Source organism: Siminovitchia acidinfaciens (genome assembly GCF_003605385.1).
Lineage (GTDB): Bacteria > Bacillota > Bacilli > Bacillales > Bacillaceae_C > Siminovitchia > Siminovitchia acidinfaciens.
In genome coordinates, this window is the sequence record NZ_QYTV02000004.1 from 62,445 (window position 1) to 87,534 (window position 25,090).

At 42.4% G+C, this 25,090-nt stretch carries 24 protein-coding genes; 7 read left to right on the plus strand and 17 right to left on the minus strand.

Going from position 1 to position 25,090, the window contains the following annotated elements; genetic code table 11:
- Positions 1–102 precede the first annotated feature (102 nt).
- Entirely contained in the window at positions 103–1,455 is a 1,353-nt protein-coding gene (locus D4T97_RS10365; RefSeq protein WP_126050394.1) for a sigma-54 interaction domain-containing protein, read from the plus strand.
- 287 nt (positions 1,456–1,742) lie between these two features.
- Here D4T97_RS10365 and D4T97_RS10370 read toward each other — a convergent pair whose 3' ends face one another.
- Positions 1,743–2,078, minus strand: coding sequence for a L,D-transpeptidase (locus D4T97_RS10370; protein WP_126050396.1), 336 nt, complete (start codon positions 2,076–2,078; stop codon positions 1,743–1,745).
- Positions 2,079–2,192: 114 nt separating this feature from the next.
- Between D4T97_RS10370 and sda the strand changes: the two genes are divergently transcribed.
- From sda to D4T97_RS10385, 3 genes are all read left to right on the plus strand, one after another.
- Complete coding sequence (sda, locus tag D4T97_RS10375) at positions 2,193–2,330, plus strand: sporulation histidine kinase inhibitor Sda (protein ID WP_126050398.1); 138 nt, start codon at positions 2,193–2,195, stop codon at positions 2,328–2,330.
- A 76-nt stretch (positions 2,331–2,406) separates the two neighbouring features.
- Entirely contained in the window at positions 2,407–2,784 is a 378-nt protein-coding gene (locus D4T97_RS10380; protein WP_126050400.1) for a DUF2512 family protein, read from the plus strand.
- 103 nt (positions 2,785–2,887) lie between these two features.
- Entirely contained in the window at positions 2,888–3,163 is a 276-nt protein-coding gene (locus tag D4T97_RS10385; RefSeq protein WP_126050402.1) for a YqhV family protein, read from the plus strand.
- 402 nt (positions 3,164–3,565) lie between these two features.
- On the opposite strand, the gene D4T97_RS10390 is transcribed toward D4T97_RS10385, so the two are convergent.
- From D4T97_RS10390 to D4T97_RS10420, 7 genes are all read right to left on the minus strand, one after another.
- The gene (locus D4T97_RS10390; protein ID WP_126050403.1) at positions 3,566–4,966 is read right to left on the minus strand and encodes a YfcC family protein; all 1,401 of its coding nucleotides are present in this window, start codon (positions 4,964–4,966) and stop codon (positions 3,566–3,568) included.
- A 469-nt stretch (positions 4,967–5,435) separates the two neighbouring features.
- On the minus strand, positions 5,436–5,756 hold the full coding sequence (locus tag D4T97_RS10395) for a thioredoxin family protein (RefSeq protein WP_126050405.1): 321 nt from the start codon (positions 5,754–5,756) through the stop codon (positions 5,436–5,438).
- 208 nt (positions 5,757–5,964) lie between these two features.
- Entirely contained in the window at positions 5,965–9,144 is a 3,180-nt protein-coding gene (locus D4T97_RS10400; RefSeq protein WP_126050407.1) for a hypothetical protein, read from the minus strand.
- On the minus strand, positions 9,144–10,565 hold the full coding sequence (locus D4T97_RS10405) for a glycosyltransferase family 2 protein (protein ID WP_126050409.1): 1,422 nt from the start codon (positions 10,563–10,565) through the stop codon (positions 9,144–9,146). Before D4T97_RS10405 ends, D4T97_RS10400 begins: the two co-directional genes overlap by 1 nt.
- A 42-nt stretch (positions 10,566–10,607) precedes the next feature.
- The gene (locus tag D4T97_RS10410; RefSeq protein ID WP_126050411.1) at positions 10,608–11,564 is read right to left on the minus strand and encodes a HEAT repeat domain-containing protein; all 957 of its coding nucleotides are present in this window, start codon (positions 11,562–11,564) and stop codon (positions 10,608–10,610) included.
- Positions 11,561–12,442, minus strand: a complete 882-nt coding sequence (locus tag D4T97_RS10415; protein WP_126050413.1) for a response regulator — start codon at positions 12,440–12,442, stop codon at positions 11,561–11,563. Before D4T97_RS10415 ends, D4T97_RS10410 begins: the two co-directional genes overlap by 4 nt.
- A gap of 518 nt (positions 12,443–12,960) precedes the next feature.
- Entirely contained in the window at positions 12,961–13,452 is a 492-nt protein-coding gene (locus tag D4T97_RS10420; protein WP_126050415.1) for a sigma-70 family RNA polymerase sigma factor, read from the minus strand.
- A gap of 459 nt (positions 13,453–13,911) precedes the next feature.
- Between D4T97_RS10420 and D4T97_RS10425 the strand changes: the two genes are divergently transcribed.
- Positions 13,912–14,505, plus strand: coding sequence for a competence protein ComK (locus D4T97_RS10425; RefSeq protein ID WP_126050417.1), 594 nt, complete (start codon positions 13,912–13,914; stop codon positions 14,503–14,505).
- A gap of 319 nt (positions 14,506–14,824) precedes the next feature.
- Here D4T97_RS10425 and D4T97_RS10430 read toward each other — a convergent pair whose 3' ends face one another.
- Both D4T97_RS10430 and D4T97_RS10435 read right to left on the minus strand, forming a co-directional pair.
- Complete coding sequence (locus D4T97_RS10430) at positions 14,825–16,042, minus strand: aromatic amino acid transport family protein (protein ID WP_126050419.1); 1,218 nt, start codon at positions 16,040–16,042, stop codon at positions 14,825–14,827.
- A 278-nt stretch (positions 16,043–16,320) separates the two neighbouring features.
- Positions 16,321–17,454 carry an NAD(P)/FAD-dependent oxidoreductase gene (locus D4T97_RS10435; protein ID WP_126050421.1) on the minus strand — a complete coding sequence of 378 codons (1,134 nt, stop codon included), beginning with the start codon at positions 17,452–17,454 and terminating at the stop codon, positions 16,321–16,323.
- Between the two features lie 439 nt (positions 17,455–17,893).
- Here D4T97_RS10435 and sspL point away from each other — a divergent pair, with 439 nt between their 5' ends.
- Positions 17,894–18,034 carry a small, acid-soluble spore protein L gene (gene sspL, locus D4T97_RS10445; protein ID WP_126050423.1) on the plus strand — a complete coding sequence of 47 codons (141 nt, stop codon included), beginning with the start codon at positions 17,894–17,896 and terminating at the stop codon, positions 18,032–18,034.
- A gap of 74 nt (positions 18,035–18,108) precedes the next feature.
- Here sspL and D4T97_RS10450 read toward each other — a convergent pair whose 3' ends face one another.
- From D4T97_RS10450 to D4T97_RS10465, 4 genes are read right to left on the minus strand one after another with little or no spacing between them, the layout of a single operon-like run.
- On the minus strand, positions 18,109–18,876 hold the full coding sequence (locus tag D4T97_RS10450) for an amino acid ABC transporter ATP-binding protein (RefSeq protein WP_126050425.1): 768 nt from the start codon (positions 18,874–18,876) through the stop codon (positions 18,109–18,111).
- A 15-nt stretch (positions 18,877–18,891) separates the two neighbouring features.
- The gene (locus tag D4T97_RS10455) at positions 18,892–19,548 is read right to left on the minus strand and encodes an amino acid ABC transporter permease (RefSeq protein WP_126050426.1); all 657 of its coding nucleotides are present in this window, start codon (positions 19,546–19,548) and stop codon (positions 18,892–18,894) included.
- Between the two features lie 24 nt (positions 19,549–19,572).
- Positions 19,573–20,727: a saccharopine dehydrogenase family protein gene (locus tag D4T97_RS10460; protein ID WP_126050428.1), complete on the minus strand. Its 1,155-nt coding sequence runs from the start codon at positions 20,725–20,727 to the stop codon at positions 19,573–19,575.
- Between the two features lie 25 nt (positions 20,728–20,752).
- Positions 20,753–21,586 carry an ABC transporter substrate-binding protein gene (locus D4T97_RS10465; RefSeq protein ID WP_126050430.1) on the minus strand — a complete coding sequence of 278 codons (834 nt, stop codon included), beginning with the start codon at positions 21,584–21,586 and terminating at the stop codon, positions 20,753–20,755.
- Between the two features lie 384 nt (positions 21,587–21,970).
- Here D4T97_RS10465 and D4T97_RS10470 point away from each other — a divergent pair, with 384 nt between their 5' ends.
- The gene (locus tag D4T97_RS10470) at positions 21,971–22,669 is read left to right on the plus strand and encodes a GntR family transcriptional regulator (protein ID WP_126050432.1); all 699 of its coding nucleotides are present in this window, start codon (positions 21,971–21,973) and stop codon (positions 22,667–22,669) included.
- Between the two features lie 189 nt (positions 22,670–22,858).
- Here D4T97_RS10470 and D4T97_RS10475 read toward each other — a convergent pair whose 3' ends face one another.
- Genes D4T97_RS10475 through D4T97_RS10485 form a run of 3 tightly spaced genes read right to left on the minus strand, consistent with a single transcriptional unit; the run spans position 22,859 to position 25,089 of the window.
- Complete coding sequence (locus D4T97_RS10475; RefSeq protein ID WP_126050982.1) at positions 22,859–23,461, minus strand: ABC transporter permease; 603 nt, start codon at positions 23,459–23,461, stop codon at positions 22,859–22,861.
- A 54-nt stretch (positions 23,462–23,515) separates the two neighbouring features.
- Complete coding sequence (locus tag D4T97_RS10480; protein ID WP_126050434.1) at positions 23,516–24,418, minus strand: glycine betaine ABC transporter substrate-binding protein; 903 nt, start codon at positions 24,416–24,418, stop codon at positions 23,516–23,518.
- Positions 24,418–25,089, minus strand: coding sequence for an ABC transporter permease (locus D4T97_RS10485; protein WP_126050436.1), 672 nt, complete (start codon positions 25,087–25,089; stop codon positions 24,418–24,420). The genes D4T97_RS10480 and D4T97_RS10485 overlap by 1 nt, the downstream gene beginning before the upstream one ends.
- Position 25,090: the final 1 nt, after the last annotated feature.

Consider the following 25,090-nt stretch of genomic DNA (forward strand, 5'->3'; position numbering starts at 1 on the left):
CAGGACGCATGGTTAAAGCGCAGAAAAGATGGCTTTCGAACATATTTATGCTCGAAGCGAGTTTTTTCAAACTCGGATATTTTTTTTTAAGGAGGTCATCGTATGAGCATGTCCAACCTTGATTTTGACCTGAACACACTAGTCAAAATATTGGACCATTCTTCGGATGAAATTTTTGTCCTCGACAAGAATATGAAAATTATTTATGTGAATGATGCCTGTAAAAAGCATTATGGACTGGATAAAGAGGATGTCTTGGGAAAGACAAGCTTGGATCTTGTTGAAAGTGGATATTGGACCCCGTCCATTTTCCCGGAAATTTTCGAGAAAAAAGCTCCCATCGCTGTCAAACAGAAAACAATTCTTGGCGCAGAGCTGCTCACCTCGGCGGTCCCTATCTTAAATGAAAAAAATGAAGTGGAAGTTGTTGTCACAACTGCCAGGGAAATGCAGAGCTATAAAATGATCAAAGCGAAAGAAGAAAGCAACGGTGCGGCTGATCAAGTTGAAGATCCGTTCGCTATCATTACGAATAATGAGAAGATGAAAAATGTCCTGAAGTTTGCCCAAAAAGTTGCGGCTACAAACTCCACGATTCTGATATTGGGTGAATCCGGTACCGGAAAAAGCGTACTCGCCCAATACATCCACGAAAACAGTAATAGAAGGAACGGACCGTTTTTAACCATCAACTGTGCGGCCATCCCCGGTGAATTGATGGAATCAGAACTCTTCGGATATACAGCAGGCGCATTTACCAACGCAAGCAAATCCGGAAAAAAAGGACTGATTGAAAGCGTAGAGGGCGGCACCCTTTTCTTGGACGAAATCGGGGACATGCCATTGCCGCTGCAGGCAAAGATGCTGCAGGTCATCCAAGATAAGAAATTCATCCCCGTCGGAGGAACTAAAGAGAAAACCGTGGACATCCGCATCATCGCGGCAACCAACAAAAACCTGGCCGAAATGGTCGAAAATAAAACGTTCCGAGAAGACCTGTATTACAGACTTAACGTTGTAGACGTCAAGATGCTGCCACTGCGGGAACGAACGGAAGACATCATCCCTCTGACGTATAATTTCCTATACAAATTCAACCGAATCTACGAAACGAACAAGCTGATCACAGAAGACTGCCTCGATTGGCTGGCCTACTACTCATGGCCCGGAAACGTACGGCAGCTGGAAAACCTCATTGAAAAGCTCGTCATTACGAGCGGAGACGTCATCGGAATCGAAGACCTCCCCGAGGGAATTTTCTCCCACGGAAAACAGCAAATCGAAAAAACCTCACCATCATCTCTAAACGAAGCCGTCGAACAGGCGAAAAGAGAAATGGTCCGTACATCCTACAAGATTAATCGGAGCTCCCGCAGAGTCGCGGCCGACCTGCAAATCAGCCAAACCCAGGCCGCCAAGCTGATCAGAGAGTACTGTCAGGACTTGCAGGAATAGAGTGGAATATGGTAGTAATTGGTGAAAGTTTGAAAACGGAAAGCCTGCTGGTTTGTAGGCTTTCCGTTTTTATAATCGTGTCTGTGAAATACTGGCTAACTTCTTGAAATACTGTCCAACTGCTCGAAATACTGACCAACTTCTTAAAATACTGTTCAACTTCTTAAATCACTGACAAACTTCTTAAATCACTGTCAAACTGCTCGAAATACTGTTCAGATTCTCGAATTACTGTCCGATTTCTTAAAATACTGCCAACTACACTCACCATAAGCGGAAAACCCCATTCACTTATGAATGACCACCCTCGTTCCAACCGGCACCATAGCAGCAAGCTCTAGCACATCGTGGTTATACATTCGAATGCATCCATGCGATACGTTTTTTCCAATAGATGAAGGTTTATTCGTACCATGGATTCCATAGTGAGGTTTTGACAACCCCATCCACATCGCACCGAACGGACCTCCGGGATGGGGCTGCTTATTAATAATCTTGTACGTTCCGGTCGGAGTCGGGGTCAACATTTTTCCGATGGCAACAGGGTATGTTTTAATCAACCTTTTCCCTAGGAAAAGCCGTAGTTTATGGGTTTTCGTTGATACATCAATCCAATATGGCATTCCGCCCTCCACCCTTTTACATCTATAGTATAAAATTCCAAAAAAATGGTGCTGAAAGGTTTAAAAATTGTATTTATAGGTTAATGATATGGGACAGACAGGAGGAACTAGCACATGGATAAGCTATCGGACGATGTACTTCTGCTTTCATTTGAAAAAGCAAAAAAGGTGGAGGACATTGACGAAAAATTTATTGAGCTTTTAAAAAGTGAAATCATAAAAAGGGACTTGCCGTTGGAAATCGATAAATAAATTTAGGACGCCTCCATTTAAAATGTATAAAAAAGTGAAAACTCATCACTATAATACAGAAGGAGGCGATAACAAATTGGACGTTAATGTAAACCATGGCCGGGCTCTACTACGGAAAGCAATATTAACCTTGCCGTTTGTATGGGTGATTTTATCTGTGTTTAACGATGTTTCGTTTGTTCATTCAACAATTCTGGGAATCGTACTTGGATTAATCTCTTATTTTCTAGGGGATTTAATGATATTGCCCAGAATGGGTAACACGTCCGCAACCGTTGGGGACTTTTTCCTCACTTTAATAGTCATATGGGGAGGGCTTAACCTATTTGGATATGACGAAGCATTTGGAGAATCCCTGCTAACAGCGATCGTAATCACCATCGCGGAGTATTTCTTCCACTTATGGATGGAGCGGACGCAACTTAGCGGGCCAAGGCATGTTAGACAATCATAATAGGTTCAAGGCAGTGGATTTCAACAATCCGCTGCCTTTATTTTTAATTTTTTTAACATCCGGCTCATATAATGAAGGAGTACAAGCCATAGGAGGAAGTCGGATGATCACTTTTTTGGAAAAAGCTGTAGTAGGAATGGCTTTATTAAGACTCCTTTCAGGCGGGATAGAAATGATTGCCGCCTTTCTTATGCTCCGGTTCAACACCGTTGAAAAAGCAATCGTCATCAACAGTTCTCTTGCCTTGATCGGTCCACTGATCCTGATCCTTACAACGGCAATAGGCGTTTACGGGATAGCTGATAGGGTCTCTTTTGTAAAATTCATCTGGATTTTCGTCGGCGTCGGCTGTATTTTATATGGCGTGAAGGGAAATTGAGTTGATGGAACGGGTGAAACGAAAGTGGGAAAAACTTAACTGGTTTTCCGGATTTTTCCGCGTTTTTTACAGTAACCGGGAGGTAAAATAAGGATGGATAAACGATTCTACTGGCGGGACAGAAAAAATACCCACAGATAACATGCAAATTCCATAATAAACGATTTATCCATGGATAGCGGAAATATACGAGCTGCTGAAAAAAAGATTTTACTCACAAATGACCCGGAAAGACCACCCGTGGATAGCCATTTTTATCCACGGATAACTGACGGTTACCCGCGGATAAGCTTGTTTTACCCACGCATAACTGACTGCCGCGGATACATTCTACCTACTGATAACACTTGCGTAAACTTCAGCCTACAACGAGCATCTGTCAACGCCTGCCGTCCGGAAAGGCTACCGTAGCCCAATCATCGCCGCAACAATCAATGCAATTATCGCAACTACCATCCATACAAGTATGAGCTTCCAGACAAAACGCACCCATCTCTCATATGGAATCCCCGCTACAGCCAGGTAGCCCATCAACGCTGACGAAGTAGGGATGATTGAATTGGTAATGGCATCTCCGTATTGGAACGCAAGCACTGCCACCTGACGGCTCATCCCTGTCAAATCCGACACCGGAACCATGATGGGCATCGTAGTTGCGGCCTGCGCCGGTCCGGCCGGAATGAAAAAATTCAACAAAGACTGCACAAAAAACATGCCGATCGCTGTATACGTCTTTGGCATGCCTTGAATCAAATTGGCCATTGAATAAATGATTGTATCAACTACATGCCCTTCCTCCAAAACGATGAGTATCGCTCGGGCAAACCCAACCATCAAAGCGCCGAATGTCATGGCCTTAGCACCTTCAACGAAAGCGTCAAAAATTTTATTAAAAGAGAGCTTGCCGACGACGCCTGCAATCACACCAATAACAATGAAAGAAGCAGTCAGCTCAGTCAGAAACCACTCCCACTTCATGACGCCGTACATATTGATGACCAGACCTATTCCCACAACCGAAAAAACAAGATAATGCCTGTCTCTGATGGGAGGTATATCCGCTGCTCCATCATCCTTTTTTTCTAAATCAAAAATCACACTGTTCGATGGGTCTTTTTTTACCTTAAAAGCATAACGCGACACATACCACATGCCAATGGCTAGAATGACAATATACACACAAAGGCGGAAAAAGAACCCCGTAAACAGCGGTACCTCCGCAATTTCCTGGGCCACCCCCACAGTGAACGGGTTCATCATACCGCCGATAAAACCGCTCGCCGCACCGAGTGTGATCATCGCCGTTCCTGTCACCGCGTCAAACCCGGCGGCTCTCGCGATGGCAATTCCGATCGGAACGAAAATGATCGTCTCCTCCGCCATTCCAAAACTGAAGCCCCCGACGGAAAACAAAACCATAAAACCTGGGACCAGCAGCCGCTCCCTTCCTGCCATCCTGGCCATCAGTCGGTCAATACCCGCCTCAATCACACCAGTTGCACGGATAATCCCAAAAACACCGCCAACAATAAATATGTAAAAAATAATCTTCGCAGCATCCTCCATCCCCAATGGAATCGCTTTGAACACATCAAAAATGTGAGTGGGATTCGAATCGATGATCCGGTACGTGCCTTCAACAACTGCTGTTTGCCCAGTTTCTTTGTTTATGACTCTTTGAAATTCCCCCGGCGTTATAAAATATGTAGCAACCCAAGCAATCAATAAAATCGAAAATAAAAAAGCATATGTATGTGGGAAAATTTGTTTTTTATCCCTGGACACCTCATCACCCCTAAACATTGGAGAATCTTCCCATATAAAATGAGTATTACTAATGGGGTGGGTGCTGTCAAGAAAGTGTGTGAATTGCAACCGGCTGCCAAAAAAGGACGAGTTTCTCAAAAACGGAGAGGATTAATAAAACAGTAGATTATTCCCGAAATTTAGTAATTGGTCTAATTGAAGAGTATACCGCAACTGTCTCCCGAATAATCGAAGAGTATATCGCAACTTGAAGAGTATCTTGAAAATGCGAAGAGTATTTTGCGTTTTTGGTGAGTATCTTATAAAAACGAAGAGTATTCTCCAACTTTGGTTAGTATCCCAAAAAAGAAGAGCATTCCGCACTTTGGAGGGTATCCCGAAACTCCGAAAAGTATCCGGCAATTACTGTGAGTTTTCTAAAAGTCGTCGAATTTCCAATAAAATACACAAAGACGCTTTAAAAAAGAGCCATCCCAAATCGGAACAACCCTCCATATCGTCCATTTCACACATAATCAACGACCTTCTCCAACTGATCCCGCAGTTCTCCCATCGGAACAAATCTTGCTTTCCTGATCATCTCTTTCCCGTCAGAAAATACCAGTACTACTGGCACAGTGAAAATGGAATATTCGCCTGCTATTTCGGGGATTTCATCCGCGTCCGCATGGATTGAAATAATGGATGGAAAATCCACTAACAGCTCCTCAACTTGCGGAAGCAATGCATGGCATACCGAGCAGTTCGGCCTGGAAATGTAAAGAAGTGTTAATTGATGCTCATCTATGGTTGCTTTAATTTCTTTCAAGGAATGAACGGCTTGCATGTCCTTTATTTCCTCCTTCAACTATTTCACTGATAACCTTCATTAATATTATCCTGTTCTAATAGCAAAGATTATATCTTACTTCCTGTCTGAAATAAAAATGGGTTCAAAAGAAGTCCAGAAAGTCTGTTAAACCAACTTTCCGGACTTCCAATGACTTTTAAAATTATAAATCCTGACGGTCCGAAAAACAGTTCTTCCAATGACGTTAATATTTTGAAAATAGATCCTGCACGATGGAGTACGATTGTTTTAATCGCTCCCTATATTTTGGAGCATTCCAGTTTTCCCAAGTATATCCTTTTAACTCTGTCAACTGGCGTTTTTCAATGGAAGGGAATGAATCTTGGATAGCTCCCTTATCATCAAAATACAAAGCCCCTATATTTATTTGATCGATGAATGCACTTGCTGCCTCTCCATCCTTAAAGAAGTCCCCCATGAATTCCTTTTGACTCGGGTCTTTAGATTGGATTAATAGCCACGGAATCCGTAACTCTATGATTCCTTCTTCGTTAACATAATCTGCTAGTGAATCATATTCGTCGGAAGCCGGATTACCATTTCCTTCTTTCAACTTTCCGGTTTCATATGAACTAAACGGTATTGTAATATCACGATCAGGTAGATAATACTCTTTATTCAACGCGTATTTGATCATCGAAAATTCACCGCTGTTTTTAGCAGGAGACCCCTTAGTTTCTATCAACTTCAACTTATGGCCATATAGATACGTATAAAAATCATAATACGGATCTATTTTGATTCGCGACTCCTTTTTATTCAGATCAATGATAAAGTCTACCCCATTTGAAAAGCGGATGTTATCCTTTCCTTTGATAAACATATTACCCTGCCCTGGAACCACATCCAGCAAAAATAAAGGATAACCCTTACTACTTTGATCATAATCCAGCCGGATATACAAATAACGTTCATCATGATTCACGTATAATGCGTTCATGTTGCCTTTATCCTTCTTATAAAGCGGCTCTTTTTTCCATTCATCCACTTTTCCATCAATCTGGATTTTATGGCGGTCGAAACTTAACAAACCAAATTGCTCCTCATTGGTCTGAGCGTTCGACCAAAACGGGCGCCTGTCCGGGTTGTCATAATCCATCGTATTCCAAGTCCGCTTGAACCATTCATCCTGCCATGTGAAAATAAGCCCGCCCAACAGCTTTTCTTCCATGATGTCCTCAAATAAATGCCGAATGATTTCCCCTTGTTGCTTCTCGGATAAAAATCCTTGATTCCACCCAAACGGATTTTCATGTGTTAATCCCCGTGAGCTTGGGACTCCAAATTCCGCCACTAAAATGGGCAATCGATGTGCCTCATGAAGTTCATTCAAGTATCCGGCATAGTTATTTTTCTTTCCCCGATGATCTACATATGTCTGATACTTTTGATCATAGTTTAGAAAGTCTGGATAATACGGATAAATATGGTAGGAAGCAAATTGATTCGTTAGTTCCGCCTCATTTTTCGCATAAATGACATTCGGATCCACGCTGACAAGATCTTCCTGGCCGGTCGAGTCGGAAGGATGCTCCAAAATATCCGTTGTCACCCAGTTCGTAAAGCTCATCGGCCGCATCCATTTATAATGATCCATTTCATATTGAGTAATAAAATCCATTTGCCCTGCAAGCCAATATTCGAAGGCTTCCGCATTCTTCGTTTCAAAATATTTTCCATTATAATCACCAAGGTCCGAGTGCTTCTCGTTTGTACCCTCTACCATAAATGGATACCATTCAATTCCCAATATCCAGCCTATGACATATTCCGAAACATCTGAGCGATACACTCCTGATGCATGACCAGGCTTTTGTTCTACTATTTTATTGCCGTGAACAACATCGACAATGGTTTTCATCTCATCTTGAAAATCTTTCAAGTTTTTTTCTTCAAAAGCATCTAATGACTCTTCCAGTTTCTCTTCATTGATCCAAACACCGTGAAAGACATATATTTTTTCTTCGTGATGATCATTATACCGTTTCAACGCATTATAAAACCCAGGAGGATGAAGAGTGTACACACGAATTGTATTGGCATTCATCTTTCCGATATGTTCGAACCACCGATAATATTCCTCTTCTGTTATTGCTGCTTCACCAGGAAATGTACCCGGCTTACCCATTCCGATGTTGACACCTTTTATCGTTATCGGTACCCACTCATTATTTTTCTTGATCTCAAAAACATCATCTTTGACCCTTGCGTTATATTCAAGTTTATTTGATCCCTTAGTTTGTTTCGTCTTTGGTGATTCCTCAAATTTTTCTAAAATTGATTTCATCATTGGAAGATAAGTTGACCAGTAAAAGGCTTCGTCGGAATATTTTTGGGCGACCTTATATATTTGCTGCAAGCCTTTCATTTGATAAAAGCGTGGCACACTCGCCACATCATTAAAATCACCCGCAAAATAGTAACTGGACGATAATCCATGTTCATTTTTTGAAACGGCTGCAAATTGAGCAGGAATCCCGTGCTGTTCAAGCAATTTCTTTCCGTTCTCTGTCAGGCCCCATTCATAATTCGCCAATACCGTTGTCCCTTGTTTCGGCGTTACTATATCAAACCAATATTTATAATCTGGACTGTCTTTGAATCCAAATTGTTTTGTCCCCTCTTTTGTAAAAGAAAGGCTTATGCCTTCTTTGTGCAAATGCTTTTCTTTCTCTAAAACAACAACCTCATAATCAATATCATTGACCAAAATAACCCCAGGACCGCTATAATTCCATGAATCTCCGAATTCCTCCAATATCCATTGCGGAATCTCTGTGTTTTTTTGCGGATCCAGTTCATCAAAATACCTGCCGGTCCATCCTGACCAATCGATCCCCAAGTAATCTAGTACACTTTCTCTAACAGATTCACTTGTAGGAGAAGCGAAAGTATTGAACTCAGCAATTAGCAAACTTTTCTTTTTCTGATTTAATCGGTCCGTAATGGCTTTCCATTCCTTTTCCTCAAGTCCACCGTATATTCTTTCCGACCGGGAACCTTCACGGCTTTTTTCAACCCATGGAAGATCTCCTTCGTACACCCCATAAGTATCTGCTATATAAATGGCATCATACTTATCATAATCAGCAGGGAGTGGACGAATTTCATAGCTTTCCTTCCCTTGGTCTGGCTGAAATCCAAAATAATTGCTCGAGGCGTCCAATTCATTTGTTTTCTCATCGGTGAATTTCAAATGATTTAACAGCCACGTAATTCCCAGATGCTCCCGGAATGTTTCATCTGGAACTGTTTTATCAATAATTGCAACTTGGAGATTCTTATCGGGTTGTAGAAACCACAGGATGATGGGAAAGGAAACAGCAATGATGATCAACATGCCAACTAAATAAAAGCGTTTCATTATGATAATCCTTTCTTGGAGAGACCCACCCTTTTCATTTGTCCCCAATCTTTTTTTCCAAGTATGAACCTTATAACCCCTTCACATCTCCAGATCAATGTCATGGGCTTATACCAGAGCACTTCCGTCAGTGACATGACCATCAATCGAGTTACATCTTTTAAGTTAGGATAGGTATTCATACTCCAAGCTTCCAAGAGAATGGAAGCGACAGAAAATACTGCCCCATATAAAATAAAAAGCAAGATCAATAATATAGCAAACTCGTAATAAATATCTCCCAGGAAAAAGGCAATCAGGACGTAGATATATCCCCCTAATTCAACGATTGGCCCCAAGCCTTCGATTATCCAAAAATACGGAAATGAAATCATCCCGATTCCTCTATATTTCGGATTAAATGTCATACTTTTATGTATCCAAAGGCTTTGCATTAAACCTTGCTGCCATCTTCTTCTTTGGTTTCTTAAAGTCGACAGACTTTGAGGAGCTTCTGTCCAACATACAGGCTCCGGCACAAACTCAATTCTTTTCTTCACTTTTCTTTCTTTGATCAGCCGATGCAGCCTTACAACCAATTCCATATCTTCGCCGACGGTATTGGTGTTGTATCCCCCTGCTTCCACTACCCACTTTTTTGAAAACACACTAAATGCTCCTGAAATGATCAGAACAAGATTAAATTTGCTCAGTGCAATTCTTCCCATCAGAAATGCTCTCAGGTACTCCACTACTTGCATGACAACCAGGGCACTTTTAGACAAACTCGTCTGGAAAACGGCGCCCAATTGAATATCAAGCCCGTTGGCAATTCGGATATTCCCACCGGCCGCAATCACATCTTCATTGGATTTCATGATTGGTTTCATGACATGTAAAAGTGAACTTTCATCAAGAATGGAATCTCCGTCGATGGAGCAAAAATATGGGAAACGAGCAGCATTAATACCAACATTCAGCGCATCTGCTTTCCCGCCGTTCTCCTTCTCGATCAGCAATAAATTTGGATGAATATCAGATCGATAGATTTGCCCGACAGGTTTGGTCTGAATCTGCTCCTGTATATTCAATTGAACCCGTTTCATCCGAAATCTTTCAATCACCAATTGTTGTGTTTGATCGGTGGATCCGTCATTTACAATAATTAGTTCGGTCTGTGGATAACGTAGGTTCAATAAAGAATGGATACTGTCTATAATTCCAGCTTCCTCATTGTAAACAGGGATGATGATTGAAACCGGCTTCCAATGCATGGCGTGGACATAGTCTTCGGCAAATTCACTTTTATCTATTAAATATTGTTTTCTCAAATGGATTAATGCCAATACCAGCATACTTCCATACGTAAGAATGACGACAGCCATATATATAAAGATCAGCCAGCCGAAAAACAGGGTCCAACCTTCAAAAAAAACTCTCATTAGCACTTCAATCCTCTCTCAAAATGGCCTTTGGATTGAACTTCATATATCAACAGGTGTTTTCCCCAATGCCCGGGCTACTTGCGAACGGACTTGCCAGGATTCATCTTCCAACAGCTTTTTCAAATATGGGAGTGAGTCTTTCAAAGACACATTTTGCAATAGTTTTGCAGCCATCAAGCGTTCTTGCCATATGTTTGAAGAAACAAAAGGAACATATTTATCGAGATGTAAAATGATGCCAATTTCATGAATTGCCTTTAAAGAACGGATTCGAATTTCAGGGTCATTGTTCTCCAATTTAGCTTCGAGAAAAGGAATCGAATCCATGTCCCTTTTTAACCCGATTGTATCAATCATCGAGTATCGACAAATGACAGGCATTTCATGGAAGCGCCTCTGCAATTCTTCATAAGTTTCCGAATCTAGGCCTGTCAAAAGCTTTTTATACTCAAACTCGGAAAGCGGTATAGCTATTATTTTTTCTATAAAATTTTCCGGATTAAACATGGAGTATAGTTTCAACAATTGAAAACTTTCCTCATGGGTTAGCCTTCGTTTTTCCAACGCATAACATTCATCTGCTAAACTGCTCAACCGAAAATCTGCAATTCGATACAAGGCGTTCATTTTTAAGCTCCACTTCCTGCTTCCCAGAAGCTTTTGGTAATACTGCTTAAGATACCTATTGGAAAACTGCTTGATTTTTTCCTTCATCCCCGTGTTGGATAGATTTTGCAGGTAGACAAGGAATAGCTCCTCAATCCCTTGGATTTCATATTTATTTTTGGGAATCAGTTCATCTGTGAACGGCTCTTCACCTCTAAAATAACGATACCACTTTTGCTGTTTCCCCTTTATATACAAGTCTATTTTCCTTTGCCGAGCTACTTCTATTAATCGTTCAAACATTAAATACATCCAAAAGCCGATAAGCAAAACGGAAAGAATAATAATTGCCCATATAAGGAAATCGATGACTTGACCTATATCTATCATGACCAGAACCTTTCAAATATCCTTCTAAACTGCGCTTCAAACAATTGCAAGTTAAAAGGTTTGATCAAATATTGATCCACGCCGCTTTCGTACGCATAGATCATATCTTCCTCCGAGTTTCTCTTTGTCATCATGAAAACAATAAACTTTTTGTTATTCGGCAATTTCCGGATGGTATCCAATACTTCCAGCCCATTTTTCCTTGGAAGGATATCGTTCATGACGATGATATGTGAATGACTGGATACATACCAATCAGATTGAAGAAAACTATAGCCATCTTGAAACGTTTTTATGTCCAATTGAAAACTATCTATCTGTAAATTTTCAAGAGAAGTCTGAAGTACATTACGAAATATATCATTTTCCTCTAATATACTTACTTTGATTTTCATTATCTTTCTTTTTTTATAAGCATTGATCGACTCGATTTGCCATGGACCTGTCTGCAGGGCAGACTCCAATGATTTCCTGCCGCTTTTAATCAGCGATTCGAGCCCGACATCACTGTTTCCAATTTCCGCGACACTGGCCGAAAAAGAAAGTTTACCCTGAGCAAATAAGGTAACTCGAACATCTGCAAATAACCGCTGAAGAAACGCCTGTGCCTCTTCTTCTCCGCTTTGAGTCAAAATGATACACCATTCAAATGGAGCTTCTAATTTAAATACTAAATCGCTTTGCCTAATTTTTGTTTGTAAAAATGCGGTGATCTCTTCTTCAGCCTGATCCCAAACCTGATTTTGATCCGAAATAGTAAGAAAAATAGCGGAAATCGGTACTCTTGCTCGGTCAATGCCTGCTTTTAACACATGAAAGAGGCGGCTCATATATTTTTCTTCAATGGTATTATCGCTAGACATAGTGAGATGATCCATCGCATTCACCCTTTCCTGGTATTGCGCTTGACTTTCATAAAGGTTTTGGTTGAAAAATTCATTTAAAAATAGTTCATTTGCTTTTACAAGACTTCCAATTGAAAGTGTTTCTACTAGGATATTCTCCTATAATAATACTGCATATCTAGCATATAGAATGCTTGTGACTTTTCCTTTTTGTGAAAAAAAACCTACAACTTTAGACATACTATAAAATCAATCTGAACAATTTCTGTACAAGCTGCATAACAAGCCTAGCAAAAAGCCCTTAGAACAAAAGCGGAAGCGGCCTTTGACCACAAGGGGTTAGGCGCATAGCTGAACGTAACATCATACGACAACAATGTTTCCACACTATGGGCATTATATAGTTTTTTTAACAAAAATTAATCAGGCGAAGGAACGGTTATCTTCCTTCACCTGATTTGTATACTTTGGAACACACTCTATGCGCCCAAAAGATCTCCGGCCTTCACAGTTCCATCTATCAGGACACTCCAACTGTCATTCATCCACCCTCAACACACTCCCGCCTCAATATTCACCTTAATTTTCGCCATCGCACCCGCCCGCCATTTTTTCACGGCAGACAAAGAAACCTTTTCCTCCTCGGCTATTTCCTTCACGGACATGCCGAAATAAAATGTATAGACGACCCACTGCTTCTGCTTTTTCGTCAAGCCATCACAATACGATAGCAAGGTTGCCAGCTGTAGCGGCGGCTCCTCCTGCTCGTCCTTTTTCGTCTCCCAAAAGGTATCGTCCGGGTAGGCGTTCCCTTCCTCCACCTTCGACTCCTTCGTCAACTCGGTCATCATGCGACCCTTCATATAAGAGTAGGCATACGTGCTGAACTTCCCTTTTTCGGGATTAAACCTTGCCTGTGCCTCCCATAGTGCAATAAGAGCAATTTGAAAAAATTCCTCTTCATTTTTATAAATGTTCAGCGAGTGAATAATATGATAGATCATCGGTCTGTACTGCTCGGCCAATTCATTGAAACCTTCCATTCAGGGATCCTTCCTGGAAGCGCGCATCCGATTTTATTCCCGGGTACCTTCAACTTAATCGGAAGCAGCATTTCAAGCGAATCGGGGTTTTGATAAAAATTCAATTTTCACCAAGCAAATTTTATAAAAAAGGCTGATTTTTTCACTTTTCCCTTAGTTAAAAAATGAAGTTTCCCATCTATTTATTTAAGTTCATCCAAACTGCACCCATCTCCAAAAGAATTCTATTTTTAATATGAGTCGAATTAACTAGATAAATGCAATAATATTCAATAAATTTGTATTATTCTGTTGACTTTTGGTAATTATATAGGATAATGGAATCAGTTAAATATGATTAATCAGGTGATGCAGATGGATAGTTAAAAAGATAATCCCGTTGGCATGTAGATTTCATTTGTGACCATCCAAGAAACTCTTCATAAGAAACTATCATTTTATGAAAAGAGGAAGATCTGAATGGATATCAAAGATTTTTACATCATCAAGAGGAATACAGCTGCGTTGCAACCTGTTTTTACAAAATATGGATTCTTATACACAAAAGTTTATGAAGGGCCGTTTGTTTTCCTGGTAAAGTTATCCCCGCTCCAAATCATCAAAGACAGCATGCATCATTACGGACATGATTGGAATGGTGCTGTCAAAGCTGCCAAAACCGTACTGGGAAGCATCGACATGTCGCCTGTAAAAATCAGCGGCAGCCTGGGACTCTACTGGTTCCCAAGCAAGTCACCGTACGCGGAAGATTGCATATGGTTCGCGCTTGACCATATTGAGGAGCGCCTCTGTACCGCCCCCAAAGAAACGAAAATCTTTTTTCCATCAGGCCATCATGTTACGGCCTCTATGAGCCTAAAGCAATTCAATAAAAAAATGCACCGGGCACAAGAATTGAAAACGACCCTCGAAAAAAGAACAGAAACAGAGGAAGATCCATTCTGGCAATACATATTTCAAAAAGGGATTCCCCCAATCGTGAACGACCCCACAACCCCTTATCAAATCAACGAGCAAAGTGAAGATGATAACATAGATGACCCCCGGTATTAAGGATGGAAAAAAAGCAGCTGACTGCTGCTTTTTAAGTTGAAATGAGTAGTTTTGGGATTTGAAGAGTATCCCTGGATTCCGAACGTATTTTTGATATTCGAAGAGTATCCCTAGATTCTGAAGAGTATTTTTGAAAATTGAGGGGTATCCTTGAATTCCGAAGAGTATTCCTAAGAACCGGAGAGTATTTTTGAAATTCAAAGAGCCATTAATCAACGCCAACTGGCAGTGATTAATGGCTTTTTCAAATAACATTCAAATTGTATTAGTCTCTTTTACGAGTGCACTAAATAATTTCCCAAAAAATTGAATCGAACAATTACCAGCCTTTCGGAAGCACATTAAAGATCCCAAGCAACGTGTAAACCCCCGCACTTGTATATAAAACGATGATTAATGTTTGTATGGCTGGGTGTGCCAGCTTACCGCACGTCCATTCCGGTTCCCGCTCGCCCACTTTCCGCGCCTTGTTAATCATCATGACCGGGACGATTGCCATCATGATTCCCGCAAACGCACCCGCTATCGACAATGCATCAACGAATCCGACAAAGCCGCTGTACGCAATCAAAAACGGCGGAACTGCAACGATTGCCAATGCAATGGCACGATATTTTTTATTAGTCTCAGATGGAAATTTAAAGCGGTCAATAATGTTTGTAAAATAACTCTGTCCCAGCGCCCAGAAGGATGTCATCATTGCCATCAGTGCAAAACCGTTGGCAGTAAAAAATGCCCATTTCCCCAGAGCGTCTGCCCATGCAATTGTAACGACCTCCGTTACGTTTTCGGGACCTGACAGCCCCAAAGCCGCCATCGGCACCAGAGCCAATAAAATTCCTGTTATCAACATTCCGATAATAATCGCCCTTGGCAAGTTTTTAATTGTTTCCTTAGAATATCCCCGAGCTAATTCAGGTACTATATATTGCGCCAAAAAGGCGAAAACCGTCAAGCTGAATACAGGAATCGCAAACTTCGTATTATAAATAGTCAGATATTCCGTCTTTAATCCGGGTCCAATAATCGATGCCAATATTAAGATGAGCACCAATACAAGCATACCGAAAGTGATGAACTTTTCAGCAACACCTGCTGCTTTTAAGCCAAGCCAGATCACTCCGACCGCTGGTATGAAAAAGAGGAAGCTTCCCAGAGCGTTTGGGATATGAAAAAGTTCCGATAAAATTTGCCCGCTCCCGGTTGTATAGGCGATCAAAGCACCCAACGAGTTGACAGCCACCGATAAAAACAGCAGCCAAGACCCCAGGTTCCCAACATATTTTTCAGCCAAACCACTTAACTGCATAGCCTTTTTCGTCCTTAGCGTCGTTTCCGCCACATAAAGCATGGAAATTGTGGTAAGTACACCTGCAACAACAACCCAGAACACTAAAACGGGCCACCCTGCATTTTTGGCACCATACGCCAAGCTCAAAATTCCCGCACCGATATTGGCCCCGACAATCAGGGCTACCCCCTCAAGCAGGGTCAATTTCGTTCGGGCCAGCGCCGAACCTCCATTGGACTCTGACATAAAAAAACCTCTCCTTTGTTTTATAACAAATCCTATGTCTTCAAAAAAATACATAGGAAAAATTATAACAAAGCAAAATAGCGGAGACCGTTTTCATTGTCTGAAACAGGTTTTTTACTGGCTGAGCCACTGTAATTAGGACCTGACTGATGAATGCCCAACATCTGTCTCTCCCCCCATTAATGGAGCAGCGACCAAAAAAAGCCATTTAATCAATGGACATTGATTAAAATGGCTTTCCCCAGCGGATCATAAGAATCCTGCTCATAACAAAAAAGTTAATTCTCAACCTTCTCCCCCGCATGCCTTAACGGATCATACGGTGATAAATCAAGCCCAACTTCTTCACCCAAGGCAAGCCTCGCAGCCACTGCCCCTGCATACGGCCCCATGGTCAATCCCAATGAGCCCAATCCATTTGCAACAAAAAGTCCTTCAACAGACTGAATCGCTCCAATGGACGGCAAGTTGTCGGGACAAACCGGCCTGAATCCGACCCGAACCTCTTTCAAAGTACTGTCTTTAAGACCAGGAGCAACAGCGAGTGCTTCATCCAACACTTCTTTTACCCCGCCCGCTGTCATGCGGTAATCAAACCCTGTCCCTGCTTCTCTTGTGGCGCCCGCAACTACACGTGAGCCTTCAAAAGGAACTAGATAATGGCCTTCCATAGGATGGATGATCGGCCAATTGGCAGTATCCTCGCCTGACAAAACCAAATGGGCGATTTGTCCGCGTTCCGGTTCAATGGCTATATCAATCCCGAGAGGTTCGAAAAGCCTCGACGCCCACGCACCGCCTGCAACCACAACAGAATCGGCAGCAATAACTTTGTCGCTTGTACGAATCCCCAGCACTCTCCCCTCTGCGACTTGGAGACTTGCCTCTTCAGAATAAAACTGGGCACCATGTTTTTCAGCTCCCCTTTTCAGAGAATCCCTTAAGGACGCCCCGTCCACACGCGCTGCCCCTGAGACGTAAACAGCTGCGATCCCTTCTTTTAATGGGGGAAAATAAGCTTGCGCTTCTTCAGCAGTTACACGGCGGACTTCTCCCACTTCAGGAGTTTCCGCCTTCCTGCTTTTAACCTTTTCTTCAATCTCAGACAATACTTCATCGTTATCGCTGATAGCGAGCGCTCCCACTAAACTATAGCCCGTGTCCGTTACCCCGTCTTGCTCCAACATGGCAATAAGTTTGGGATAATAGCAGGCCCCTGCTTTAGCAACAGCATAACGGTCCGGATGATCTTCCTTTTCACGAGAAATCCACGGGCAAACAATCCCTGCCCCTGCGGGCGTTGCTTGACCTTCATGTCCCTGGTCCATCACAACAACCTCAGCGCCCTTTTTCGCCAAATGATACGCCGCGCTTGCTCCCACGATTCCTGATCCCACGACAATCACTTTCATATGAACACCCTCCTCCTGCATGCAAAACCACTTAGGGTAAATATTACTGTAAAAGTAACATTTTTTAATAAAAATTTACTGTCAATTTAAAAGAGCAGCTAATTTTTTGCTAACGGAAAACCCACTTTCGTGGTGTGAAATAAAATGCGATGGCGTGTAACTCTAGGAATGCTAGTGCAATTATCTATGCAACCAACAGCTGAGTTCGTGCAATTGTCCATTAATTTCGTGCAATTCTCAGCTGAATTCGTGCAATTATCCATGATATTCGTGCAATTCTCGTGTAGACTCGTGCAATTACGGAATGACTAGGGCGAGTTCGTGCAAGTATTATCCTTAGAATTCCCCTGTAAAAACCCCCCCCAAGATCTACTATGTTTTTCCGATTATATGAATAAATTTCCACCATATCAAAACAATAGTAATTGGAGGTGTAGTCATGAAACGGGATGATAATGTCAGGAGTAATAAAAGAGTCGTGAGCAGCGTGAACCCGCAAGGCTTAACCGAGGATGTCGCAAATCAGGCTCCCAAGACACAGCTTGAAGAGCGGGCGAAAAAGTCGAATACGAAGATTTAAAATTTTGGGGTCAGACCCCCCCACAGCGTTAATTCGTTACTACTTTAACGCGCGGGGGGTCTGACCCCGCCCAGTCACAATGCAATCTCTTCCTCACTCACGTCCCGCAAAAATTTCTTGGTCCTCTCTTCCTTCGGGTTCTTGAATATGTCCGCAGCAGTGCCTTCCTCTATAATCACTCCATCGTCCATAAACACCACCCGGTCCGCCACATCTCTGGCAAATGACATTTCATGGGTCACAACGACCATCGTCATACCTTCCTTCGCCAATTCCTTCATGACCAGGAGCACTTCCCTTACAAGCTCAGGATCCAAAGCGGAGGTCGGCTCATCATAAAGCATGACCATCGGTTCCATTGAGAGCGCCCTTGCAATCGCAACCCTTTGCTGCTGACCTCCCGACAATTGAGCTGGATAATGATCCATTCTATCTGCCAAACCCACTTTTGTGAGCAGGGCGACAGCCTTTTCCCGTGCCTCCTCGCGGCCCATTTTTTTAATGATCATTGGACCTTCCATCACGTTCTCAAGAGCTGTTCTGTGAGGGAATAGGTTAAATTGTTGAAAAACAAACCCTGTGTTTTGCCGCAGCTCCCTTATCACTTTTTTCCTGTGTTTATTAAGTGGAAGTCCGGCTTCGACTTCCTTATCCCCCAACCTGATAATTCCTCTATCCGGTTCTTCCAAAAATGTGATACAGCGAAGAAGAGTCGATTTCCCGGAACCGCTCGGCCCCATGATGACAACCACTTCGCTTTTCTCCACAGTGAAACTAATATCTTCTAAAACGACGTTGTCATTGAAACTTTTCTTTATGTTTTGAAGTTTGATGACCTCCAACCACCTTCACCCCTTTCACCTAGCCAGATGCCTCGATGTTCTTTTTTCCATGCGGTCTAAAAGTATTGTAAAGAAGGTGATCACAATCCAGTATAGAACCGCAGCCAATAAATAAATGGTCAAAGGCTCAAACGTTTTGGCTATGATCAGCGTGGACATTTGCAGCAATTCGGTAACTGTAATTACGGAAACGAGGGATGTATCTTTTATTAAAATAATATAGGTGTTGGATAGCGTAGGTATGGCAATTCGGATACTCTGCGGGAGAATAACACGCCTCATCGCCTGTCCGTACGTCATCCCCATGGAAACGGCCGCTTCCATCTGTCCTTTATCCACCGCTAAAATCGAGGCCCTGAATGATTCCGACAAGTATGACCCCGCATTTAAACTGAGGGCCAAAATGCCGGAAGGAATCGGCTCCAATTCTATTCCGATTTGAGGGAGCCCATAGTATATAACGAAAATTTGCACCAGCAACGGCGTGCCTCGAAACATCGATACGTAAACGGTAGCTATCATTCTCAAAATCTTGATTTTTGATATTCTCGCTAATGCGGTAAAAAAGCCAAGTACCAAAGCGATGATAATCGAAACAACAGCCAGCCCTATTGTCATTAATGTGGCATTTAAAAGGACGGGAAGAGCCTCTGGTATTAATGAAAGATTCATGTTCTCACTTCCCCTCTTAAGTGACTATGATAAAACCCGCTCAAATTGATTGATCTCAATTCCCTTTCCCCTTAGCTCACTTACGAAGTCATCAAACCGGCTGCCGATAATCACATTTTCCACAGGAACGACCCCTGTTTCCGTCACCCGACCTTCCAAAATCCAGTTGGTCATCAGCATGGCAGGGATGGCCGTAGTTTTTGCCATGGAAGTGATTCCTCGATCATGGTCATAGAAATCGAGCATTTCCCAAGCATATACTGTGTCTTTTCCATTTTTTTTGCCGCTCACAGTCACCCTGACAACAGTGATATCCTCAATCGACTTTCCGCGTAATTGCGGCTCCAATATTTTTTCCGTATACTTTTTTGCCCGAACCTTTACACCATCCACTTCAACTTCTTTGTCATCTAAAAAACCCAGTTCAGCAAGAACAGCCATCTTGTCCCAATGCCCCGTATAGCGCACCGTTTTTTCATAGATTTTCTTCACTTTGTCTTTTAATGTATAAGCTGTACTGTGGGCATCCGTCACAACAGCTTCACATTCTCCCACCGGTTCAGGAAAAGTCATTTTTTCCATGCCGGACAACGGCGGCAAATGGACCAGTTCTCCGTTTTCGGCTGCCAGCGCCGGTCTCGTATATAGTCCCAACACGCTTTCCAGCCGGAATACAATCTGATATCCCAGCGGCGGCTGCGGGTCCTTCGGAATACCGCCGCAAATCATGATGGCTTCATCCGCTTCATCCAGCAGTTCAATGCCTTGGGCGGCTAAAAAGTTTATGATCCCCGGTGCAACACCGCATCCGGGAACAATTGTGATTCCTGCTTTTTTTGCCTGTTGATCCAGCTTCATTTTCTCCTCAAATTCGGTCCCCACTAAATCTACCAAATGGCATTTGGCAGCTATTGCAGCCTTGATTGCCGGCATACTCAAGAAATGCGGCAAACAGGCAATGGCTGCGTCCATCCCTTTTATTGCTTCCAAAATATCTTCCGCATTGGCAAGGTTCATCTGCCGCCCGGTCACTTTTTCATTGTCAGCCAGCTTCAGGCACTTATCGATATTCTCCTGTAATCCATCAACTGCGACCACTTGATTAATATGCTTATATGCGGCAATCTCCCTCACAACGGTTATTCCGATCATTCCTGTACCGAGCACTGCAACCTTCATAATTGGAGTCCCCCCTCGGAGTTGACTATTTTATGACTGGATCTGAGTCAAACCACCTTCTGTAAATTTCCTCATATGTCCCATCTTCTATCATGGCCGCCAGCTCCTCATTCAACTTTTCAACAAGGTCCGTACTTCCCTTCTTCACGGCCATGCCAATTTCATCTTCGCTTAAAATATCACTTGTAACTTTTACAGGAAGTTCCTCTTCCTTGATGTTGTGGCTCATTAATAATTGGTCATTGATAATGACATCCAATCTTCCATTGATTAAATCCTGAAGATACTCATTTATGCTTTTATATAATTTAACATTTGCCCCATCTACGCTTTCAGCCAGGTCCGCAAACGTTGTCCCTGCACCCGCGCCGACTTTCTTACCTTTAATATCTTCCAGCTTAGCAATGCCATCGGTGTCCTCGCGTGTAATCAAGACAGCCCCCGTGACGACATATGGATCTGTAAAATCAACACTCTGCTTTCTCTCTTCAGTTATGCTCATTTGTGCAATAATGACATCGAACTTATCTGACTTGAGCCCGCCGATCAGACTTTCCCAAGACGTGGCGACAAACTTTGTTTTAACACCCATCCGTTTTGCCAATTCATTGGATATGTCAACATCAAATCCGTCGTAGTCACTTTTGTCGCCCATAAAGTTAAACGGCCTGTACGTCCCTTCGAATCCAACCCGCAGAACTCCGGAATCTTCAATCTTAGCAAGCGATCCATCCCCTGAATCCGTCTCCGCCGGCTCTTTCGCGGTGTCCCCACTGTTTCCGCCTGTCTCTTTGCTCCCGCAGGCTGCCAGTAATAACAGGAAAAGAAAGGTCAATGCCAGAAAAGAAAAACGTTTCATCTTTTTTACCCCCTCATTTTTTTGAATTTCCCTTACATTTGGCGCAGGTGATGTATTGCCTGCTTCGGTCTTTTAGTGATACTTGCATGACCTGGATCTAACATGGTCAACATTTTTGTTAACGCTTACAAATGGGTCAACACTACATAATTTATTTTTTATCATCCTCCTAATTTCCTCTTAATTGTTGAACGAAATTGTAGTACAATTATACGTAGTTTAACCCTGAATATTGTAAATTGTCAATAAACTATACAAATTTATCTTTTTAAAATGCACGATGCTGCAAAATAAAGAAAAAATACAGCTATGACATACGCTAATAGAACGCTGTTCAGTTTCAGCCACTCAGAAATAGCTTTTAGCAAAAGGGGGCGAATGCAAATGAAAGAAAAAAAGTCTCTTAAACAATCCGTGTACACGACCTTAAAAGACGCCATTCTTGCCAGAAAGCTTCCCCCTGGCAAACAAATAATAGAAAGCGCAATATCCAAGAGTTTGAATATAAGCCGCACGCCAATCAGGAGTGCCATCGACATGCTGGCCGCTGACGGTTTAGTCGAGATCATCCCCAATAAAGGGGCATTTGTCATCAATCCATCAATCAACGAAGTGGTCCAAGCTTTCCATTTGAGAGGAAAGTTGGAAATCTTAGCGACCGAAATGGCGCTGGAATCCATAGAGGAAAGAGACTTTGTTAATATGAGAGAAATTGTAGCGGTAGAAACAGAAGCCTTATACAGTAAAAATTTAACGACATATGTAAAGGCAAATGAGGAGTTCCACGTGGCTATTACCCAAAAATGCGGCAACAAGTTTTTAAATGAATTTATTGAAAAAATGATCAAACAAACTTCGATATACCTTATCCTTTTCGACATCTTTTTTGAAGAAAACTCTCCACAGCCATATGGATACAAGGAACATCTTGAAATCATTGAGATACTTAGAAAAAAAGACCGCAAGGCGCTAAGGGAAAGCTTGACGAAGCACTTTGACCATGCGATTACCAGCTTGGATGTGCGAACGGATTATGAGGAATTGGGGGAGATTTTTAAAGTCGGGCCACATGCGGGCTTGTAAACTATCCCGCATGTGCCCGAAAACATCTGGGACAAACAGAAGCACAGTCCTTCCGATTTGGATCATATTTCTGCATTTTTGGACTATATCACTTCCACCCCTGATTTTATTTCAGCATTCGTGAAGAAAAGTGGTAGCACAACGCCGCCCCTTTCTTTCCAATCAAGCTGAGCCCGTCCTCAATAGTCTTTACTTGTTTTGTCCGTTCACGTCCAATCGCTTCTGCGCTTTCCCCAATAAAAAGTCCACCAATACAGCCAGGATGGCAGCCAATCCTGCACCGCCGTATATCTTATAGGAATCACGCAAGTTTATACCTGAGACGATCTCTCTTCCTAATCCTTCACCGCCGATAAATGGTGCAAGGGTGGCCACTCCAATGGCTATGACCAATGCAATCCGCAATCCCGCCAATACAAAGGGCAAAGACAATGGAAACTTCACCTTTAACAATAGCTGGAATCGTGTCATTCCCATTCCACGTCCTGCCTCCACCGCACTTTTGTCCACTTCCTTCAATCCTACATAGGTGTTCCGAATAATCGGAAGCAGTGAATACAAGAACAAACCAATCACAATAGTCTTAAATCCAAGGCCAAAAACAAGCATTAATACGGCTAAAAGGGCCAGACTGGGAATTACTTGAATGACATTGGCAAGTGCCAGGATGATGGATTCCATCCTTTTGCTTTTCGTACATAAGATTCCCAACGGAATGCCAACAATTAATGCCAGCAGGACTCCAAGGGCAACCATTAAAATATGCTGGAATGCCATTTCAAACAGACGCATCCAACTTTTAGATAAGTATGCTGTAAACCCCAGGTATGTGTACACTATCCCCACCTACTTCAGTAAACCCTGGCTTTTTAAATAGTCAATTGCCACGTCCTCAATTTCTTCTCCGTCAATATCCACTCGACCATTCAGCTCTCCAATGGTTGCCTCATCAATCGAACCGATCAACGGAGCAAGCGCCTCTTCAATTTCCGGATGTTCATCCAATATTTCCTGTCTCGCCGCAATCACAGCATCATATGGAGGGAAAAACTTTTTATCATCCTCCAACATTACGAGATCATAGGCGACAATACGCGGGTCAGTGGAATAAGCCAGAACGATATCAACTTCCTCATTTTTCACTGCATCGTAAACCAGGCCGATTTCCATTGGATTCGTCTTTCCGAACTCAAACCCATACACTTTAGTAAAAGCCGGATAGCCATCATTTTCACGTTCAAGCCAAGCTGTATCAAATCCGGCATTAAAATCATCCGCGATTTTTTCTAGATCAGATACTTTTTTGAGATTATACTTGTCCGCGATATCTTTTCGGACGGTAAACGCATACGTGTTTTGATATCCATGTCCATCAAGAAATTTGAAATTAAAGTCATCACCAGCGAAAAAATCTTTCGCCTGCTGTAATGTAGCTTCCCGATCCTTTGGGTTTTCAATTTCAGTAAATGATGAAATAGATGTACCTGTAAACTGAGTAGCTATGTCAACATCACCTTTTTTCATTGCCTCAAGAATAATAGGGCTCGTTGCCAAATCAGGCTTCAGTTCGACTTTCAGATCAGTGGAATCCTCAATTAATGCTTTATACATATGCGACAAAATTTTCGTTTCCGTGTACGTCAATGAACCTATAGTAATCTTGCCTCCGCCCCCTCCGCTGGCTCCCCCGGAACAAGCCGATAGCGGCACAATAAATAGTATTAGTAAAATTGCCAATATTCGTTTCATCATTTCCCCTCCAAATGTGGTAGATGTTGTTCAGACCTGTCTCTTTTTAATAAAGCTTTCTCCAAGCCCCCAAACAAAAAGTCGACTACCAAGGCCAGCGCCATCGACAAGATGGCAGCGGCTAAAATGAGAGGCTTGTTATTCACACCCATCCCGCCGATAATCAACTGTCCTAATCCGCCTGCTCCTATTAATGCCGCCAGCGTTGCCCAGTTGATAATATAGACGGTTGTTAACCTGATGCCCGACATGATGTACGGCAATGCCAACGGGAATTCAATTTGAACCAATCTTTGCAGAGAACTGTACCCCATTCCCTTCGCTGCCTCGATAATCCCTGGCTCGATAGATTCAAATGCAGCGTATGTGTTGCGCAGAATGGGAAGCAAAGAGTATAAAAACAGCGCTACTATAGCAGGCTTCATTCCGATCCCTATGAGTGGAATAAAGATAGCCAGCATCGCTAAACTGGGGATCGTTTGGAAAACGTTGGTTATTGTAAAAACGGTGGAGCGGATCCATTGATAAGTTGTTTTTGTTATAAAAATTCCCAGCGGAATAGCAACCAAACACCCTAGTAAAACAGACACACCCGAGATATATAAATGCCGCAGCAATGCTTCCGTAATGTCAGATGAGCGTTCGACAAATATATAAATATATTCCCACATG